The sequence below is a fragment of the Sphingomonas sp. PP-F2F-A104-K0414 genome, from assembly GCF_004340945.1.
Lineage (GTDB): Bacteria > Pseudomonadota > Alphaproteobacteria > Sphingomonadales > Sphingomonadaceae > Sphingomonas.
Genome location: NZ_SLYD01000004.1, coordinates 64,940 through 83,010, shown reverse-complemented (window position 1 = coordinate 83,010; position 18,071 = coordinate 64,940). Strand labels below are relative to the sequence as shown.

The window sequence follows — 18,071 nt, the reverse complement described above, 5'->3', positions numbered from 1 at the left end:
AACGCACGGCATGCGGTTTCGCACCCGTAACGCTCTTGCGTAACGCTTGATCCGTCCGCGCGCATCCCGCAAAGCTCGCCGCATGACCGCAAGCTATCCCGCGCTTCGCCTCCGTCGCACCCGCGCCTCCGCCTGGAGCCGCCGCCTCCATGCTGAGACCGTGCTGACGCCTGCCGACTTGATTTGGCCGCTGTTCGTCGCCGAAGGAGAGGGCGTCGAGCAACCGATCGCCAGCCTGCCGGGCGTGTCGCGCTGGTCGGTCGACGGGATCGTCGCGCGCGGTCGCGAGGCGCGCGATCTCGGCATCCCGTGCATCGCGCTGTTCCCGTATACGCAGGTCGAGCGCCGAACCGAGGATGGTCGTGAGGCGCTCAACCCCGACAATCTGATGTGCCAGGCGATCCGCGCGCTGAAGGACGCGGTGCCCGAGGTCGGCGTGCTGACCGACGTCGCGCTTGATCCCTACACCAGCCATGGCCATGACGGGCTGGTCGATGACGCCGGCTATGTCGTCAACGACACCACCGCGGAGATGCTCGTTGCGCAAGCGCTCAACCAAGCGAATGCGGGCGCCGACATCATCGCGCCGTCGGACATGATGGATGGTCGGATCGGCATGATCCGCAACGCGCTGGAAGCGGAGTCGCACCATAACGTCCAGATCATGTCCTACGCCGCCAAGTATGCGAGCGCATTCTACGGGCCGTTCCGCGATGCGGTCGGCTCGCGCGGGCTGCTCAAGGGCGACAAAAAGACGTACCAGATGGACAATGCCAACGCCGAGGAAGCCATCCGCGAGGTCGCGATGGACCTTGCGGAGGGAGCCGACACGGTGATGGTCAAGCCGGGCCTGCCGTATCTCGACATCATCGTTCGCGTTCGCCAGGCGTTCGAGGTACCGGTGTTCGCGTACCAGGTGTCCGGCGAGTATGCGATGATCGAGCATGCCGTCGCGGCGGGCGCGGCGGAGCGCGACGTCATGGTGCTGGAGGCGCTGATGTCGTTCAAGCGCGCTGGCTGCTCGGGCGTGCTGACGTACCACGCGGCGCATGCGGCGAAATTGCTCGGCGGATGATCGCGACCGAGCGGCTGACTTTGCTTGGCTGGCGCGATGACGATGCCGCCGCGCATCACGCGATGTGCGCCGATCCGGCGGTGATGGCGTATCTCGGGCCGGCACCGTCGCCGATCGATTCCGCCGCGTGGGTGATGCGCCAGAACGCGATCCTCGCCGACTATGGCGCGTGCTTCTGGGCGCTCGAACGACGCGATACCGGCGCGTTCATCGGCTGGTGCGGGATCAAGCCGGGCCCGGTCGGGACGCCGATCGACGCTGAACCGGAAATCGGCTGGAGCCTCGTGCGCGAGCATTGGGGGCAGGGTTACGCGCGTGAGGCAGCCGATGCGGCGCTCGCCTGGGGCTGGCGGGTGCTGAACCTCCCGACGGTCTGGGCAATCACGGTCCCTGCAAACACGGCCAGCCGCACACTTATGGAACGGCTGGGCATGAACCGCGTGGTCGACGGCAATTTCGATCATCCCAAACTGGCTGAAGACGACGCTCACCGCCGCCACATCCTCTACCGGATCGACCGTCCCGCTTATGTCTGAAACCCCGTTGATGGCGCGCTGGTGCCGGACGATGTTCGTCGCCACGATCCTGACCGGATCGTTCCTGCTGTTTTTGGTCCAGCCGATGGTGGCGCGGATGGCGTTGCCGCGGCTCGGCGGCGCGCCGGCGGTGTGGAACTCGGCGATGCTCGTGTATCAGGCGCTGCTGCTCGCGGGCTATGCGTACGCGCACTGGCTCGGGCGGGTCAGGCCCCGCGCGCAAGCGGCGATTCATCTCGGCGTGCTGATCGTTGCGGCGTTGTGGTTGCCGATCGGGCTGGTCGCGATGGCACCTTCGGCGGAGGCGCAGCCGGCGCTGTGGGTGCCTTGGCTGCTCGGGCTGTCGATCGGACCGCTGTTCTTCGCGGTTTCCGCGCAGGCGCCGCTGATCCAGCGCTGGTTCAGCGATGCGAGCGGCGGTGGTGATCCGTATGCGCTGTATGCTGCGTCCAATCTTGGCAGTTTTGCGGGGCTGATCGCGTACCCGCTGCTGGTCGAGCCGCTGATGGCGGTGCACGGCCAGAGCCTGCTTTGGAGCGGCGGGTATCTGCTGCTGATCGTGCTGGTGCTCGCCTGCGCCACGCGGCTGCCTAAGACTGCGGCGGTCGATCACGTCGCCGCGACCAGCCCGCCGCCGGGGACCAAACGGATCGCGCACTGGATCGCGCTCGCACTCGTGCCGTCGGGACTGATGCTCGCAACGTCGACGTACATCACCACCGACATCGTTGCGATGCCGCTGCTGTGGGTGATCCCGCTCGGGCTGTACTTGTTGAGCTTCAGCGTGGCGTTTGCGAACGATCGCTGGCTCGCCGACCTGCTCACCCGGATCGCGCCGATCACGATATTGCTGTTCGGCGGGATCATCATGGGCGGGGTGAACGAGCGCCCGTTCTTCAGCGCGGGCATCGCGCTGGTGCTGCTGTTCATGATCTCGGTCGCTCTGCACACCACGCTGTACCGGAAGCGGCCTGCGCCCGATCGGCTGACCGGCTTCTATCTGGCGATGTCGGCGGGTGGGGCGCTTGGCGGGGTGTTTGCCGCGCTCGTGGCGCCGGTGGTGTTCGACTGGACCTATGAGTATCCGCTGCTGATCCTGGCGGCTGGCGCGCTGGTGCCGCAGATGTATCTGTTCGGCCAGTTTCGTGCGCTCTGGATGGGCAAGGGGCCGAGCAAGTGGATCGCGCTGGCGGCGATCATCATCGTGATCGCGGTCGTCGCCGGGTTGCGGATCACCGATCCGACCGGCGTGTTCGGCGAGAGCCGGCAGGGGCTCGATTTCTTGGTCATCGCCGCGCTCGGCTTTGCCGCGATCGGTGCGCGCGTGCCGTACATGATCGTTCTGGCGGGCGCTCTAGTCCTGTTCGGCGGGTATCGCAGCCTCGAACTCTCGATCGAATCGGGCGCGCGCGTGCGCAGCTATTTTGGTGTCTACACCGTGCGTGACGAGCCGGGACCCAATGGCGGCACGCGCGAGCTCGATCATGGCACGACCGTCCACGGTATCCAGTTGCGCGGCTCGACCGACCGTGAGCGGACGCCGACCACCTATTACTCGGCCGGCTCGGGCGTCGGGCAGGCTATGCAGGCCGCACCGGCGTTATACGGTCCGGCCGCGCGGATCGGCGTCGTCGGGCTCGGGACGGGGACGCTGTCGTGTTACGCCAGGCCGGGCCAACGTTGGCGGTTTTACGAGATTGACCCGGCGGTCGTCCGCATCGCGCGCGATACCGGCCAGTTCACCTATCTGTCGCGGTGCCTGCCAAACCCGGAGATCCGGTTGGGCGATGCCCGCGTGGCGCTCGCGCACGATGCGTCGAACAGCCTCGATTTGCTCGCGCTCGATGCGTTCTCGTCGGATTCGGTGCCGATGCATCTGATGACGCGCGAGGCGTTCGCGACCTATGGCCGAGTGCTGGCACGCGACGGGCTGCTGCTCGTGCACATCTCGAACCGGTTCATCGATCTCGAACCGGTGATCGCCGCCGCGGCGCAGGAGGGCGGCTGGATCGCGGTCGAGATGAAATACCGGCCGTCGAGTTCGCTGGTCGATCGGGCGTCGGCGTCGGACTGGGTGGCGCTGTCGCGCGACCCGCGGGGAATTGCGGCGTTGCGGGCGAAGGATCTGGATTGGACGCCGTTGACGCCGCGGAAAGGCTTTGCGGCGTGGACCGACGATTACTCGACGATCCTGCCGCTGCTGAAGGGGTTCTGAACCTCTCGATCCTCCCCCGCCAGGGGGGAGGTGGCTGGCGCTTGCCAGACGGAGGGGGAGGTCAGTGCAACCGCCGCTCCGTGTCCTCCCCCTCCGTCGCTTCGCGCCACCTCCCCCTGGCGGGGGAGGATTAGAAGGGTGCGCTTACGCGGACGGCATGCTTGCCTGGATGCGGGTGATCGTAGCGCCCTGACGATCGCTCTCCGCCTGCGCTTTCGCGCGGATCGCCGCTAGCGCCGGATAATCCGGCTGGAGCTTCGCCGCACGGTCGGTCGCCAGCGCCTCGATATCGGTCACCAGCGACGAGCCCTGCGCACGCCAGTCGTCTAGACCCGCCAGGGCGGTCTGCGCGGTAATCCATGCGTCGCTGCCGACCGCCGCACCGCGTGCCGATCGTGCCAGCGTCTCCGCCTTCGCCGCGTCGCGCGCAAAACCGGTCGTGATGGCATTGAGCTTGGCCGAGATCGTCGCAATGTCCTTGTCGAGCGCGGGATCGGGGGCCGCCACCGCCGCCTTCACCTCGGGCTCGGCAAATCCCAGCTTCTCGACCGGGCGCTTCCCGAGCGACGGATAGGTGTTCGGATCCTCGCTGCACGCGCCGGTTGCGAGGACCAGCGCGAACGATGCGAAGCGGAGCGAAGAGGCGTGTTTCATGCCTGCCGCTCTATGCCGCCAAGCGTTCGTACACAACTTTCTCGCGGCAAACCCTTGCGCCCCCGAAAATGCCTGCTATCAGCGCCCCTCCAGTGCACCCATAGCTCAGCTGGATAGAGCATCAGACTACGAATCTGAGGGTCGGGCGTTCGAATCGCTCTGGGTGCACCAGGATTTTCCGCTTCATAGCGGGCTTGTCGAACCGGACACGGGACGGCGATGCACCCATAGCTCAGCTGGATAGAGCATCAGACTACGAATCTGAGGGTCGGGCGTTCGAATCGCTCTGGGTGCACCATTCTTCATCATCGAGTTTTCGGCCACGCGGCGATGCGATCTAGCAATTGCGGCGTCGCGTCGAGCCGAGTGCCCATCTTTACGAGCACGTGCATCATTCCGCCCTTCTGTCGATCGACCGTAACGCGGGCTTTGCCTGGCGGTCGTGGCCGGTATCGTGCGAGCTTGTCTATCTGCGGGCGCACCGCCTTCGTGGGTCGGGCGTTCGACGCGGGCGGCGAGCTCCTCGAATGTGTTGCGACTTTGGACTTGGTTGCGCGTTCGGGGCACAAGCGAAGTGAAGGAGATGGTGATGAGGCGGACGGGCAAGGGATTGATCGGTGGCGCGCTGCTCGCGGCGGTGTCGGGGATCGCGCTGTCGCTCTATTCTAGCCGGGTCGCGCGGCGGGCCGAGGAACTGGTGCCTGCGGAGGGGCGCTTCCTCGATGTCGCGGGCGCCCGGTTGCACTATATCGATATGGGATCCGGGCCAGCGATCGTCATGGTGCACGGCCTTGGCGGGCAGTTGCGGAACTTCAGTTATGCGCTCGTCGACCTGCTCAAGGACGACTACCGCGTGATCGTCGTCGACCGGCCGGGCTCGGGCTATTCGACCGCGACCGGCAACACGACGCCGGGGATCGTCGCGCAGGGCGCGATCATCGCCGACTTCATCCAGAAGCTCGGGCTCGATCGGCCGTTGCTCGTCGGGCATTCGCTTGGCGGCGCGATCGGCTTGGCTGTAGGGCTGGACCATCCGCACCTGGTCCGCGCGCTCGCGCTGATCGCGCCGCTGACCCGACCGCAGGAAGAGGTGCCGGAGAGCTTCCGTGGCCTCGCACGTGTGCCGGCGGGGGCGCGTCGCGGGTTTGCACAGATCATCGGGACGCCGCTGAGCCGGCTGACCTCTGCAAAGACGCTCGAAGGTATTTTCGCGCCCGAGGCGGTGCCCGAGGATTTCGCGATTCGCGGCGGTGGTGCGCTGTCGCAGCGGCCGATCGCGATCGCGGCGGCGGCGGCGGATCTGGGCGGCGTGAACGACGATCTGACGCCGATGGTCGAGCGGTATGGCGAGATTGGCGTGCCGACCCGGATCCTGTTCGGGCGGCAGGATGCGATTCTCGATCCTGCGTATAACGGCCACCGGACGGCGGCGGCTATCCCGGGGGCGAAGATCGATACGATCGAAGGCGGGCACATGATCCCGGTGACGGCGCCGGAGGCTTGTGCGCGGTTTGTGAGGGCTGCGTTCGCGGCGGGGTGAGGGCGAGGGCAAACAGACCAACCTAACCGACATAGTACCATCCCGGCGAAGGCCGGGGCCCAGTTGGAAAGGTCGATGTAATGGAGCGATGCGCTCGATTAGCTACCATCCCCACCTGGGCCCCGGCCTACGCCGGGGTGGTGGCTACTTAATCGGCATCGAACAGTCATCATCCCAAAGGCAGCACCTAGCTCCTTGTTCTCCCGCCTTCGCGGGAGAACACGCTCTGGGCTGGGTTCAGCCCGCGACGGGGAGCTTCACCTTGCCCGCGTCGTCGCGTTCCAGAGGACCGTAAGACAGCACGACTTCCAGCAACAACGGCCCGCCGTAGATGTGCGGGAACAGCTGTCCCCCGCGCGACTCTTCCCACTTCACGTCGTCGCCGAGCGCTTCGAGATCGATCGCCGCGACGTGCAGGTCCGACTGGCCGGCGAAGTGCTTGTCGACCGTCTCCGTCAGCTGCTCGGCAGTGGACAGGTGGATATAGCCGTCAGCCACATCCACCGGCGCGCCCGCAAAGCTCTCGCTTTCCAGGGTCGCCAGCTGCTCCCCCGTCAGCACCTTGTAGGCGATCGGATCGCGGCTCATTCGCCGTCCTCCGGGCCTGCTGCGTCGTCCTCGCCGATCGTCGCGCCGGTATCAGGCGCGACCTCCGGCACGGCATCCGCCAGGTTGATCTCGGCGTCTTCCTCGGTTTCCTCGATCCGTGCGGCGGAGACGATATGCTCGCCCTTCGCGACGTCGAACAGCTTCACGCCCGCCGAGTTACGGCTGATGACGCGGAGCGACGCGAGCGTCGTGCGGATCAGTTTTGCCTGGTTGGTCACCAGCATCAGCTGATGGCCCTTCGCCGCGGCGAAGCTCGCCACGACGGGGCCGTTGCGCGCGATGTTGTCGATGTTGGTGATGCCCTGACCACCGCGACCGGTGCGGCGATAGTCATAGGCGCTCGACAGCTTGCCATAGCCGTTCTCGCAGACCGTCAGGATGAACTGCTCGCGGTCCTTGAGATCGTTGTAGCGGTCGGTGCCCAGACCATGCTCGCCCTCGCGCTCACCCTTCCACGGTGCGAACTTCAGATACGTCTCGCGCTCTTCCGGATTGGCACTGACGCGGTGGAGGACCGACAACGAGATGACCTCGTCGTCGCCCTTCAGCGTGACGCCGCGCACGCCGGTCGACGTCCGGCTCTGGAACTCGCGGACGTCGTCGCCGGCGAACCGGATCGCCTTGCCGAGCTTGGTCGCAAGCAGCACGTCGTCATGCTCGCTGAGCAGCGCGACGCCGATCAGCTTGTCCTCCGAACCCTCTTCGAAGCGCATCGCGATCTTGCCGTTCGACGGCACGTTGGTGAACGCATCCATCGCGTTGCGGCGCACGAGCCCGCGCTGCGTCGCGAACATCACGTGCAGGCGGCTCCACTCGCTGAGATCCTCCGGCAGCGGGAGCACGGTCGAGATCGTCTCGCCCGGCGCCAGCGGCAGCAGGTTGATCATCGGCCGACCACGCGTGGCGGGACCGCCCTCGGGCAGGCGCCAGACCTTGTAGCGATAGACCTTGCCGAGGTTCGAGAAGAACAGCACCGGGGTGTGCGTCGAGGTGACGAACAGCTCGGTGACGACGTCCTCGTCCTTGGTCGACATGCCGGCGCGACCCTTGCCGCCGCGGGCCTGGGCGCGGAACGTGTCGAGGCTGGTGCGCTTGATATAGCCCTGCATGGTCACGGTGACGACCATGTCCTCGCGCTCGATCAGGTCCTCGTCGTCGATGCCGTTGGCGGCGGCGGCGATCTCGGAGCGGCGCGGCGTGGCGAATTCGTCGCGGATCGCAATCAGCTCGCCGCGCATCACTTCGTACAGCTTCGCGCGGTCGCCGAGGATGTGAAGCAGTTCGCCGATCGTCGCGGCCAGCGCCTTCAGCTCGTCGCCGATCTCGTCGCGGCCGAGCAATGTCAGGCGGTGCAGGCGGAGATCGAGGATCGCGCGGACCTGCGGCTCGGACAGCTTGTAGATGCCGTCGGCCTGCTTGTCCTCGACCGCCTCGACCAGCGCGATGTACGGCGCGATCTCCTCGACCGGCCATTCGCGGGCCAGCAGCTTGCCGCGTGCTTCGGCGGGGCTCGACGAGCCGCGGATGATCTTGACGACTTCGTCGAGGTTGGTGACCGCGATGACGAGACCGAGCAACAGATGCGCGCGCTCGCGGGCCTTGGCGAGTTCGAACTTCGAGCGGCGGGTGATGACCTGCTCGCGGAAGGTGATGAACGCACCGATGATGTCGCGCAGGTTCAGCAGTTCGGGACGGCCGCCGCGGATCGCGAGCATGTTGGCAGGGAAGCTCGACTGTGCAGGCGTGTGCCGCCAGAGCTGGTTGAGCACCACGTCGACGGTCGCGTCGCGCTTCAGGTCGATGACGATGCGCACGCCCATCCGGCTCGATTCGTCGCGAATGTCGCTGACGCCCTCGATCCGCTTGTCCTTGGCGGCTTCGGCGATCTTCTCGACCAGGCCGTTCTTGCCGGTCTGGAACGGGATCTCGGTGAGGACGATCGAGCGACGGTCGCCCTTGCCCTCCTCGACGATGTGGCGCGAGCGGACGATGATCGAGCCGCGGCCGGTCTCGTACGCGGACTTGGCGCCCGCACGGCCGAGGATGATCGCACCCGTCGGGAAGTCGGGACCGGGGACGATCTCGAACAGTTCCTCGGTCGTGATCGCGCCATTGTCCATGTACGCGAGGCACGCGGCGATCACTTCGCCGAGATTGTGCGGCGGGATGTTGGTCGCCATGCCGACGGCGATGCCGCCCGCGCCGTTGACCAGCAGGTTGGGGAACCGTGCCGGCAGCACCGAAGGCTCGCGCTCGGAGCCGTCATAGTTGGGCGTGAAGTCGACCGTGTCCTTGTCGAGATCGCCGAGCAGCGCGTTCGCCACCTTGCCGAGGCGGGCCTCGGTGTAGCGCATCGCCGCGGGTGGATCGGGATCCATCGAGCCGAAGTTGCCCTGGCCGTCGATCAGCGGCACGCGCATCGACCAGTCCTGGGTCATGCGGGCCAAGGCGTCGTAGATCGAGCTGTCGCCGTGCGGATGGTATTTACCCATCACGTCGCCGACGATACGCGCGGACTTGCGGTAGGGCTTGCCGGCGACGAAGCCGCTTTCGTGCGCGCCGTACAGGATGCGGCGGTGGACGGGCTTCAGGCCATCGCGGACGTCGGGCAGCGCGCGCGCGACGATGACGCTCATCGCATAGTCGAGGTAGCTCGACTTCATCTCGTCGACGATCGAGATGGTGGCGATGCCGGCGGGCTCGCCGCCCTGGGGTTCGGCGAGTATGGTCTCGTCGGTCAAATCTGAACGCTTTCGGCTTGTTGCGGTGTTGTGACACACCTTAGCCGAGGGGGGCACACCTTACCACCCCCGCGCACGCGTACGCACGCGAGGGAGCAAGGTTTCATCGTTAATTTGGGCTTATTTGCAGGCGGTCTTGGTCTTGTTGCCGGCGAGCGAGCAATCGTACGTCACGGTCTTGCCGTTCGCGAGCTTGGCGCTGACCATGCGGCCTTTCTTGACCGTGGTGGTGCGCTTGGCGACCTTGGTGTTGCCCATCGGCGTGGTGGTCTTGGTCGTGATGGTGTGCGTCGCGACGGTCTTCGGCTGGACGGTCTTGGCCTGCGTCGCGGCGATCGCGGCGGTGCCGGACAAGAGCGCGCCGCCGGCGAGGATCGCGAGGGGGAGAGACTTGGTCATGGGATATCCTCTCTGTTTCGGCCTTGGTGGACGATGGTCGGAGAGTGCGCCGGGGGACCTGAACGGATTGTGGCGGATAGGTGAAATCCGCGTCATGCTAAGGGTGTGGAGGAGCTGAAGAGCGCCGGACGTCCGCCGCAGGGATTTAGGTGGCGGCCCCTGAATCGCCCACTCGTCACCCCAGCGAAAGCTGGGGTATCCCCGTTTGGCGGGCGGCGTTCGCCACACGATGATATCCCAGCTTCCGCTGGGATGACGTGAAGGGGGAGGGCGCTATGGGGTAACTTCCGCCCCATCCCACGCGAACAGCTTGCCGCTGTCCGGGGCGCGCAGGCCGTCGATCACGTCGAGTAACTGCACCGCGGCGCGATCGGCCTTGAATAGGTTGCCTGGCGTCACATTCCCCTGGAACGGCTTCGACAAACCGGTGTCGACTGTCCCCGGATGCAACCCCACGACGATCCCGCTCGAGTTCCGCCGCTTGTCCTCGATCGAGATCGTCTTCACCAACTGGTTCAACGCCGCCTTCGACGCACGGTACCCGTACCAGCCGCCCAGCTTGTTATCGCCGATGCTGCCAACCCGAGCCGACAGCACCGCGAACACGATCCGCCCCGCCTTCGGCGTCGTCGGCAGGAAGTGCTTCGCCACCAATGCCGGCCCAATCGCATTGATCGCGAAGTTGCGCGCCATCCACACCGGATCGAGCTCGCGCATCGCCTTCTCCGGCCCCTTGTCGCCGTCGTGCAGCAACCCGGTCGCGACGATCACCAGTGTCGGCGAGCCGACCCGCGAAGCCGCCGCCGCAATGCTCGCCTCGTCCTCCAGGTCGAGATGCCGATCGCCACTCTCCGACCGCGCGAACCCGTAGACCTTGTCGAAAGCCCCTTCCTCGATCAGCGCCTCCTCCAGCGCCTTGCCGATCCCGCCCGACACACCGATGACGACCGCGCTGCTCACTTGCGCACGAACCGGAACTGCGCGTCGCTGCTGCCCGCCGCGTCATAGGCATAGCCGTCGCTGTCGAACCCCTTGATCCCCTCGATCGTGTCGACGCGGTGCTCGACCAGCCACCGCGCCACCATCCCGCGTGCCTTCTTTGCATGGAAGCTAACGAACTTCTGCGCCTCGCCCTCGCGGAAGTCGATCGCGACGACGCGTATGGAGGAGGGCAGCTTGCCGTCCGCCGCCGCCCAATATTCCTGGCTGGCGAGGTTCAGGATCGTCCCCGATCCCTCCGCCTCGACGTCGTCCGCGAGCAGCTTGGCGATCCGATCGCCCCACCATTCGGTCAGTTTCGTCTTCCGCGGCGCCCAGCGCGTGCCCATCTCCAGTCGATAAGGCCGCATCAGATCGAGCGGCCGCAACAGACCGTAGAGCCCAGACAGCATTCGCACGTGATCCTGCGCGTAATCCACCGCCGCCTCGTCAAGCGTCTTCGCTTCCAACCCGGTATAGACGTCGCCCGCGAACGCGAACATCGCCGGCCGCTCGGGCAGCGTGTCGAAATCCCGATACCGGTCCGCGTTCAGCTTCGCCAGCGCGGGCGAGATGTGCATCAGTTCCGACAGCTTCTTCTGCGTCAGATGCGCGGCAGCATGTGCCAGCGTTTTCGCCTCGTCGGCAAACCGCGGCGTGGTGGGCTCGAGCTTGGGCAGTGCGCTCTCGTAATCGAGCGTCTTGGCGGGCGAAAGGACAGCGATCATCCTCGCGATCTAGCGACCGCCGTAAGCGCGTTCAATCGACGTTCACCAGCTAATTTGCAGGCAGGGGATCCGGACCGCTTGCTTGAACGTATGCACCACGGACCATATAGCGTCGCGGCGCGCCACTTACGTAAGCGGGCCGACGCAGAGGGAGAGTTTCCGCATGAAGACCATTTCCAAGCTTGCACTGGTTGCGGCGTTCGCGACCGGCGCAAGCAGCATGGCGATCACCACGCCCGCCTTCGCCAAGGACAAGAAGGCTGACGCCGCCCCGACGGTTAAGCTCAGCCCCGAAGTCCAGAAGCCCGGCCTTGCCGCGCAGACCGCGCTGGCGGCCAAGGATTACCCGACCGCGCAGACCGCGATCGACCAGATCGATGCCGCCGCGAAGACCGATTACGAGAAGTATATCGGTGCTGCGCTCCGGTATCAGCTTGAGTCGGAGAAGCTCGTCGCTGCGCAGACCGCCAACCCTAACGCGCCGATCAACGAGACGACTCTCGCCACGCCGCTCGACGCGCTGATCGCCAACCCGGCGACGCCCGCCGCGGATCGTGGTCGCTATGCTTATCGCCGCGGTGCGCTGGCGTTCAACGGCAAGCAGTATCCGATCGCACTTCAGTATTTCTCGAAGGCGAAGGAACTCGGCTACACCGATCCCAACCTGTCGTTGCAGATCATCAAGGCGAAGATGGATAGCGGCGACGTCGCTGGCGCTACTGCCGATCTCGATGCCGCGATCACGCAGATGACCGCGTCGGGCCAGAAGGCGCCCGAGGAATATTACCGCTACGCGATCGCCAAGTCGTACGCAGCCAAGCGCAAGCCAGAGACGATGGCGTGGCTGAAGAAGTGGATCACCGCGTATCCGTCGGCCAAGAACTGGCGTGACGTATTGATCCTGTCGGGTATCCAGAAGGACGCTTTGATCACGCTCGACGAACCGCAGAAGGTCGACATCTTCCGTCTGATGCGCGCAACCAACTCGCTCGCCGATCAGACCGACTATCTGCAATATGCGGACAGCGTGAACCGTCGCGGCCTGCCGAGCGAAGCGCAGGCAGTGATCAAGGAAGGTCTCGCCTCGGGCAAAATCCCGGCGTCGAACACGATGGCCAAGGGTCTGCTCGCAGATGCGACCAAGAACATCGCCGCAGACGGCCCCTTGTCGGGTCTCGAAAAGCGCGCTGCGACGGCGCCGAACGGCAAGCTCGCCGCGGGTACGGCAGATGCGTATCTCGGTCAGAACAACTACGCGAAGTCGATCGAGTTGTATCGCCTTGCGCTGACCAAGGGCGGCATCGACGCGGATGACGTGAACCTGCATCTCGGCATCGCGCTTGCGCGCTCGGGCGACAAGGCTGGCGCGGCGACGGCATTCTCGGCGGTGAAGGCATCGCCCAAGGCGGACATCGCAAGCCTGTGGACGACTTGGCTCGGCGCACCGGCTGCGTAAGCGGTCCGGTCTCTGGCTAGAGAACGGGGTGGCAGCGATGCCGCCCCGTTTTTCGTTCGAGGATGGGAGCTTCGAAGCTCGATCCTCCCCTGTCAGGGCCTTGTCAGGGGAGGTGGCAGTCCGCAGGACTGACGGAAGGGGTGTTGCGCCATCAAGAGGGTGTCCCCCCTCCGTCTGGCAAGCGCCAGCCACCTCCCCCTTAAGGGGAGGATCGAAGTCGTCCCTTAGTCGACCACCACCGGGATCCCCGACAGCGCCTTCGCCGTCCGGATCGTCAGCGACGTCTTCACGCTCGCTACGTTCGGCGCCGGCGTCAGATGCGTCGTCAGGATTTCCTGGAAGCTCTTCAGATCCGCCGCGACGATCTTCAGGATGAAGTCGATCTCACCATTGAGCATGTGGCATTCCCGGATTTCAGGAATATCCGCGATATGATGCTCGAACGCGGCGAGGTCGTGCTCGGCCTGGCTGCGCAGCGACACCATTGCGAACACCGTGATCGGAAAGCCCAGTCGGCTCGCATCGAGATCGGCGTGATAGCCACGGATCGCGCCTGCCTCTTCGAGCGCGCGGACGCGGCGCAGGCAGGGCGGGGCGGTAAGCCCCACCTGGTCGGCCAGGTCGACATTGGTCATCCGACCGTCGGCCTGCAACAGCGACAGGATCTGCCGATCGATCCGGTCAAAACTCATTTCACGCAACTCCCGATAGGCATCGCAAACCAAGCGATTCATTCCTCATAGCGATAAGATTGTTGCGGTGAAACGCAATTGTCCCACTATGCGACGAACCCGTATCCGCACCAAAATGGATTGTTCCTTCGATGAGTCGGCGGCGTTAAGGAATCGGTACGGAGAGCGTGGTACGCCCACCTAAGCCGGGGAACGATGTGCGGTTCGACGATAGCCTGAAGACGATCCTCGCTGCCGACATGGCCACCGGTTTCGGCGCGCAATCTGCGTGGCGGCAACTGGTCGACCTGATGGGCCGCGGGCGGACGGCGGTCGATGAACCGGCGATCGCGCGGTTGCGGCTGTTGCGCCAGGCGGTGCCGGTCGAGGTGCGTGCCGCCAGTGCCCGCGCGCTCGCTTTCGCCCGGCCCGATGCGAACCTGGTCGGGTTCTTCGCCGAGGACGCGCTGGCGATCGCCGCACCGGTGCTGCGGACCGCGACTCTGGAGCCCGACGAATGGCTGGCGATTCTGCCGCGGCTGACGCCGGCTAGCCGTTCGGTACTGCGCCATCGCCGCGACTTGCCCGCATCGGTCCAACGTGGCTTGCAGAGCTTCGGTCCGACCGACTTCGTGCTGCCGCAACCCGATGTGCCGGCCGAGCCCGAGCCTGTCGAAGCCGAGCGGGTCGTTGCAGAGCCGATCGCTATCGAGCCAGCGCCGATCGCAGAGCCGACTGTGGCTGAAGAGGCGCCGTTAGCTGAAGAGCCGCCTTTAGCTGAAAACCTGGTTGTCGAGGTGTTCGACACATCTCCGGTCGACACGCCCTTCGCCAGGGCACCCGAGCCGTCGCTCTATTCCGCGCCTCCCAGCGAAACCCCCCTTAGCGAAACCCCGTTCATGGCGCTCGGCGCGGTCGCCCGCGGCCTGCCGTTCGTCGCCGAGGCGTTTCGCCATGCCAAGCTCGCCGAGACGGAAGCGTCCGTCGCTGAACCGGCTGAACCGGCGCCAGCAGACCGCTTCGAAATATCTGACCTCGTCGCACGGATCGAGGCGTTCAATCGCGACCGCACCGTCGACGCCGCCACGCCAACACCCGCGGCGGCCGAGATCGAGGGCTTCCGCTTCGAAACCGACGCGCAAGGCGTCATCCGGATGGTCGATGGCGTCGCCCGCTCCGCGCTGATCGGCGTGTCGCTCGCCTATGCCGCGCAACAGGGCGAGGCGCATCTCGATGGCGTCGCGGCCGGCGCATTCCGTCGTCGTTCACGGTTCAGCGACGCGCGGCTCGAGGTCGGCGGGCTTTCGGACGCGTTCGGATCGTGGCGGCTGTCGGGCGTGCCTGCGTTCGAACATGCATCCGGCCGCTTCATCGGTTTCCGCGGCACCGCGCGCCGCCCACGTCGCGACGAGACCGCGGCGCCGGCAAAGCCCGCATCGTCGCCGGTCGCCGATTCGCTCCGCCAGCTGGTCCACGAACTGCGCACGCCGACCAATGCCATCGCCGGGTTCGCCGAACTGATCGAGACGCAGTTGCTCGGCCCCGTCTCGCCAACGTATCGCGACCGCGCGACAGCGATTCGGACGCAGGCGGGCGACCTGCTCGCCGCGATCGATGATCTCGACACCGCGGCGCGGATCGAAGGCCATGCGCTCGATCTGCGACCGACGACGGTGCCGGTCCGTGCGTTGCTCGACCGCGTCACCACGGACCTCCAGCCGCTCGCCGCATTGCGCGGGGCGAGCTTGTCGGTGGCGATGGCTGCGAGCGACTGCGCTATCCTGGGCGACGATCGCGCGGTCGAGCGGCTGGTCGGTCGCCTGCTCGCCGCGCTGGTGTCGGCCGGGCGCCAGGGCGAGCAACTCGGGATCGTCGTGCGGCCGGTGGGCGACACGATCACGATCGAGTTCGATCGCCCCGCCGCGCTCGCTGCGCATGCGACCGACGTGCTGCTCAGCATCGACGCCGAACAGGAGAACGACGGCGCACCACTACTCGGCACCGGCTTCGCGCTGCGTCTCGCGCAGAATCTCGCGGTAGAACTCGGCGGCGTCCTGACGATCGGCGCGGAACGCCTGACGCTGCAACTTCCCGCTGCCGATATCGTGGAAGCGGAGTGCCCGACCGCCGATGTCGCGGAAGCGGAGCGCACCGCCGACGATCAGCGGTGACCTACCGCCCGCCGCGGCCAACCGACGCGCAGCGGGTAATCTGGCCTGAGGATCTTGGTACCCGCTTCACTGTCTTCGTGGACGTCGAGGAAGAGTTCGACTGGCGCGCGCCGCTCGATCGCCGCAACCGCGCGACGACCGCGATGGCGGCGTTTCCCGACGCGCACCGTCGGTTCGCGGAGCGCGGTGTCGCGCTCAACTGCATGGTCGACCACCCTATCGCCACCGATCCCGCTTCGGTAGCGGTCCTGTCGCGCGTCCTCGAAGATGGGCGGTCGGAGATCGGCACGCAGTTGCACGCCTGGGTCAATCCGCCGTTCGAGGAGGTGGCGACATCGGCGTCAAGCTACGCGGGCAACCTGCCGCGGACGCTGGAGGCGGCCAAGCTTGAGACGCTCACGGCCGCGATCAAGACCGCATTCGGCACCGCCCCGCGTGCGTATCGCGCTGGTCGCTATGGCATCGGCCCGAACAGTTTCGAACTGCTGGCAGGGCTCGGCTACCGGATCGATAGCTCGATCCGCCCCGGCTACGATTATAGCGGCGATGGCGGTCCGGACTTCTCGCTGGCGGATGCCGGTGCGTATCGCGAAGGCGGTATCGTCGAACTGCCGCTAACCACCGTTTTCACCGGCCGCGCGCGAAGGGGCGGCGGCAGGCTGTACACTGCACTAGGCCGCGTGCCGAAGGGCAGGGGGATATTCGCGCGCGCGCGCCTGTTGTCGCGGATCGCGTTGACGCCCGAGGACATGCCGATCGCTGCCGCATTGGAAGCCGTTGCGGTCGCGGCGGGCGAGGGGTTGCAGCTGTTCAACCTGTCGTTCCACTCGCCGTCCTTGGCGCCGGGCAACACACCCTATGTTCGCGATGCTGCCGACCTGAAGCAGTTCCACGCGTGGTGGAAGACGATACTCGACGAATTCGACCGCCGCGGTATCCGCAACGCCTCGCTCTCCGAGATTATCGCCGCGCTGGGATGAACTGAGCGTATCGGAACGATCCTCCCCCGCAAAGGGGGGGGTGGCGCCGCAGGTGACGGAGGGGGAGGGCACGGAACAGCCGTTTTCCCTACCTCCCCCTCCGTCGGGCAAGAGCCAGCCACCTCCCCCTGGCGGGGGAGGATCGCCGCAGATGCCGCTTTCTATCTTGGGCTCCTGTGCGCGGGAGAACGATGTCGTCCTGCACCAATGCCCAAAACAAAAAAGGGCGGCCCGTTGCCGGACCGCCCTTCTGATACGCAATACTGAAAGCGAAATTAGCGCTTCGAGAACTGGAAGCTGCGACGGGCCTTCGCCTTGCCGTACTTCTTGCGCTCGACGACGCGGCTGTCGCGGGTCAGGAAGCCTGCTGCCTTCACCGAGGCGCGCAGCACCGGCTCGAAGCGGGTCAGGGCCTGGCTGATGCCGTGCTTGACCGCGCCGGCCTGGCCCGAAAGACCACCACCCTTGACGGTGCAGACGACGTCGTACTGACCTTCGCGCTCGGTGATCCCGAACACCTGGTTGATGACGAGACGCAGCGTCGGACGTGCGAAATACACTTCCTGGTCACGACCGTTGATCGTGATCTTGCCGGTGCCGGGCTTGACCCAGACGCGTGCGACGGCGTCCTTGCGACGGCCGGTCGCATAGGCGCGGCCCTGCTTGTCGAGGATCTGCTCACGCAGCGGCATCGGCTCGCGGACGGGCTCGTTCGAGACCGGCGCTGCGATATCGCCTTCGCTGGTCGGCAGAGCCTGCTCGGCGGGGGCGGCCGGCGCGGGCTGGTTGGTCAGGCTCGCGAGATCGGCGAGCGACTGGCGGTTGTCGGACATTATGCGCCCACCTTGTTCTTGCGGTTCATGCTGCCGATGTCGAGCACGGCAGGGTTCTGTGCCTCGTGCGGATGCTCGGTGCCCTTGAAGATACGCAGGTTGCGCATCTGCTCACGACCCAGCGGGCCGCGCGGGATCATGCGCTCGACAGCCTTTTCGAGAACGCGCTCCGGGAAGCGGCCGTCGAGGACCTTGGCGGCAGTGATGCCCTTGATGCCGCCGGCATAACCGGTGTGCTTGTAATAGATCTTCTTCGCGGCCTTGTTGCCGGTGAAGCGGATCTTGTCGGCGTTGATCACGACGACGTTGTCACCGCAATCTACATGCGGGGTGAACGACACCTTGTGCTTGCCGCGCAGGACGTTGGCGATGATCGATGCGGCACGACCGACGACGAGACCTTCCGCGTCGACGATATGCCACTGCTTCTCCACCTCAGCCGGCTTCGCCGACTTGGTGGTCTTCATGAGCGCCTTCATGGGCGT

16 protein-coding genes and 2 tRNA genes are annotated in these 18,071 nt (G+C 66.0%); 9 read left to right on the top strand and 9 right to left on the bottom strand.

Translation table 11 applies throughout. The features are described 5' to 3' along the window. The first annotated feature begins 82 nt into the window (after nucleotides 1-82). The 3 genes from hemB to C8J46_RS10365 are packed head-to-tail and all read left to right on the top strand — an operon-like array spanning nucleotide 83 to nucleotide 3,826. Nucleotides 83-1,075: a porphobilinogen synthase gene (gene hemB, locus C8J46_RS10375; protein WP_132738526.1), complete on the top strand. Its 993-nt coding sequence runs from the start codon at nucleotides 83-85 to the stop codon at nucleotides 1,073-1,075. Continuing rightward, on the top strand, nucleotides 1,072-1,611 hold the full coding sequence (locus C8J46_RS10370; RefSeq protein WP_132738523.1) for a GNAT family N-acetyltransferase: 540 nt from the start codon (nucleotides 1,072-1,074) through the stop codon (nucleotides 1,609-1,611). The genes hemB and C8J46_RS10370 overlap by 4 nt, the downstream gene beginning before the upstream one ends. After that, nucleotides 1,604-3,826, top strand: coding sequence for a fused MFS/spermidine synthase (locus C8J46_RS10365; protein ID WP_132738520.1), 2,223 nt, complete (start codon nucleotides 1,604-1,606; stop codon nucleotides 3,824-3,826). Before C8J46_RS10370 ends, C8J46_RS10365 begins: the two co-directional genes overlap by 8 nt. Before the next feature lie 144 nt (nucleotides 3,827-3,970). Here the strand turns inward: C8J46_RS10365 and C8J46_RS10360 are convergent, their stop codons facing one another. After that, nucleotides 3,971-4,480, bottom strand: a complete 510-nt coding sequence (locus tag C8J46_RS10360) for a hypothetical protein (RefSeq protein ID WP_132738517.1) — start codon at nucleotides 4,478-4,480, stop codon at nucleotides 3,971-3,973. 94 nt (nucleotides 4,481-4,574) lie between these two features. Here C8J46_RS10360 and C8J46_RS10355 point away from each other — a divergent pair. From C8J46_RS10355 to C8J46_RS10345, 3 genes are all read left to right on the top strand, one after another. Next, nucleotides 4,575-4,651: transfer RNA gene (locus C8J46_RS10355), tRNA-Arg, on the top strand. A 50-nt stretch (nucleotides 4,652-4,701) separates the two neighbouring features. Beyond that, nucleotides 4,702-4,778, top strand: a tRNA-Arg gene (locus tag C8J46_RS10350). Between the two features lie 291 nt (nucleotides 4,779-5,069). Beyond that, on the top strand, nucleotides 5,070-6,020 hold the full coding sequence (locus C8J46_RS10345; protein ID WP_243643316.1) for an alpha/beta hydrolase: 951 nt from the start codon (nucleotides 5,070-5,072) through the stop codon (nucleotides 6,018-6,020). 237 nt (nucleotides 6,021-6,257) lie between these two features. On the opposite strand, the gene C8J46_RS10340 is transcribed toward C8J46_RS10345, so the two are convergent. The 5 genes from C8J46_RS10340 to yaaA all read right to left on the bottom strand — a co-directional run bounded on the left by C8J46_RS10340 (nucleotide 6,258) and on the right by yaaA (nucleotide 11,475). Next, nucleotides 6,258-6,608 (bottom strand): DUF952 domain-containing protein, encoded by a 351-nt coding sequence (locus tag C8J46_RS10340; RefSeq protein WP_132738511.1) that lies wholly within the window; start codon nucleotides 6,606-6,608, stop codon nucleotides 6,258-6,260. Continuing rightward, nucleotides 6,605-9,370, bottom strand: coding sequence for a DNA gyrase subunit A (gene gyrA, locus C8J46_RS10335; RefSeq protein WP_132738508.1), 2,766 nt, complete (start codon nucleotides 9,368-9,370; stop codon nucleotides 6,605-6,607). The genes C8J46_RS10340 and gyrA overlap by 4 nt, the downstream gene beginning before the upstream one ends. 120 nt (nucleotides 9,371-9,490) lie before the next feature. After that, nucleotides 9,491-9,769: a hypothetical protein gene (locus C8J46_RS10330; RefSeq protein WP_132738505.1), complete on the bottom strand. Its 279-nt coding sequence runs from the start codon at nucleotides 9,767-9,769 to the stop codon at nucleotides 9,491-9,493. A gap of 273 nt (nucleotides 9,770-10,042) precedes the next feature. Further along, on the bottom strand, nucleotides 10,043-10,729 hold the full coding sequence (locus C8J46_RS10325; RefSeq protein WP_132738502.1) for an SDR family NAD(P)-dependent oxidoreductase: 687 nt from the start codon (nucleotides 10,727-10,729) through the stop codon (nucleotides 10,043-10,045). Continuing rightward, on the bottom strand, nucleotides 10,726-11,475 hold the full coding sequence (yaaA, locus tag C8J46_RS10320) for a peroxide stress protein YaaA (RefSeq protein ID WP_132738499.1): 750 nt from the start codon (nucleotides 11,473-11,475) through the stop codon (nucleotides 10,726-10,728). Before yaaA ends, C8J46_RS10325 begins: the two co-directional genes overlap by 4 nt. A gap of 163 nt (nucleotides 11,476-11,638) precedes the next feature. Here yaaA and C8J46_RS10315 point away from each other — a divergent pair, with 163 nt between their 5' ends. Beyond that, nucleotides 11,639-12,931: a hypothetical protein gene (locus C8J46_RS10315; RefSeq protein ID WP_132738496.1), complete on the top strand. Its 1,293-nt coding sequence runs from the start codon at nucleotides 11,639-11,641 to the stop codon at nucleotides 12,929-12,931. A gap of 224 nt (nucleotides 12,932-13,155) precedes the next feature. On the opposite strand, the gene C8J46_RS10310 is transcribed toward C8J46_RS10315, so the two are convergent. Further along, nucleotides 13,156-13,623: an Lrp/AsnC family transcriptional regulator gene (locus C8J46_RS10310; RefSeq protein WP_055880606.1), complete on the bottom strand. Its 468-nt coding sequence runs from the start codon at nucleotides 13,621-13,623 to the stop codon at nucleotides 13,156-13,158. A gap of 167 nt (nucleotides 13,624-13,790) precedes the next feature. On the opposite strand from C8J46_RS10310, the gene C8J46_RS10305 reads away from it, so the two are divergent. Both C8J46_RS10305 and C8J46_RS10300 read left to right on the top strand, forming a co-directional pair. Then, nucleotides 13,791-15,773, top strand: coding sequence for a HAMP domain-containing sensor histidine kinase (locus C8J46_RS10305; protein WP_207894154.1), 1,983 nt, complete (start codon nucleotides 13,791-13,793; stop codon nucleotides 15,771-15,773). Continuing rightward, the gene (locus tag C8J46_RS10300) at nucleotides 15,770-16,753 is read left to right on the top strand and encodes a polysaccharide deacetylase family protein (protein ID WP_132738493.1); all 984 of its coding nucleotides are present in this window, start codon (nucleotides 15,770-15,772) and stop codon (nucleotides 16,751-16,753) included. The genes C8J46_RS10305 and C8J46_RS10300 overlap by 4 nt, the downstream gene beginning before the upstream one ends. Nucleotides 16,754-17,028: 275 nt before the next feature. On the opposite strand, the gene rpsI is transcribed toward C8J46_RS10300, so the two are convergent. Both rpsI and rplM read right to left on the bottom strand, forming a co-directional pair. Further along, the gene (gene rpsI, locus C8J46_RS10295) at nucleotides 17,029-17,586 is read right to left on the bottom strand and encodes a 30S ribosomal protein S9 (protein WP_082441435.1); all 558 of its coding nucleotides are present in this window, start codon (nucleotides 17,584-17,586) and stop codon (nucleotides 17,029-17,031) included. Continuing rightward, on the bottom strand, nucleotides 17,586-18,065 hold the full coding sequence (gene rplM / locus C8J46_RS10290; RefSeq protein WP_060524218.1) for a 50S ribosomal protein L13: 480 nt from the start codon (nucleotides 18,063-18,065) through the stop codon (nucleotides 17,586-17,588). Before rplM ends, rpsI begins: the two co-directional genes overlap by 1 nt. Nucleotides 18,066-18,071 lie beyond the last annotated feature (6 nt).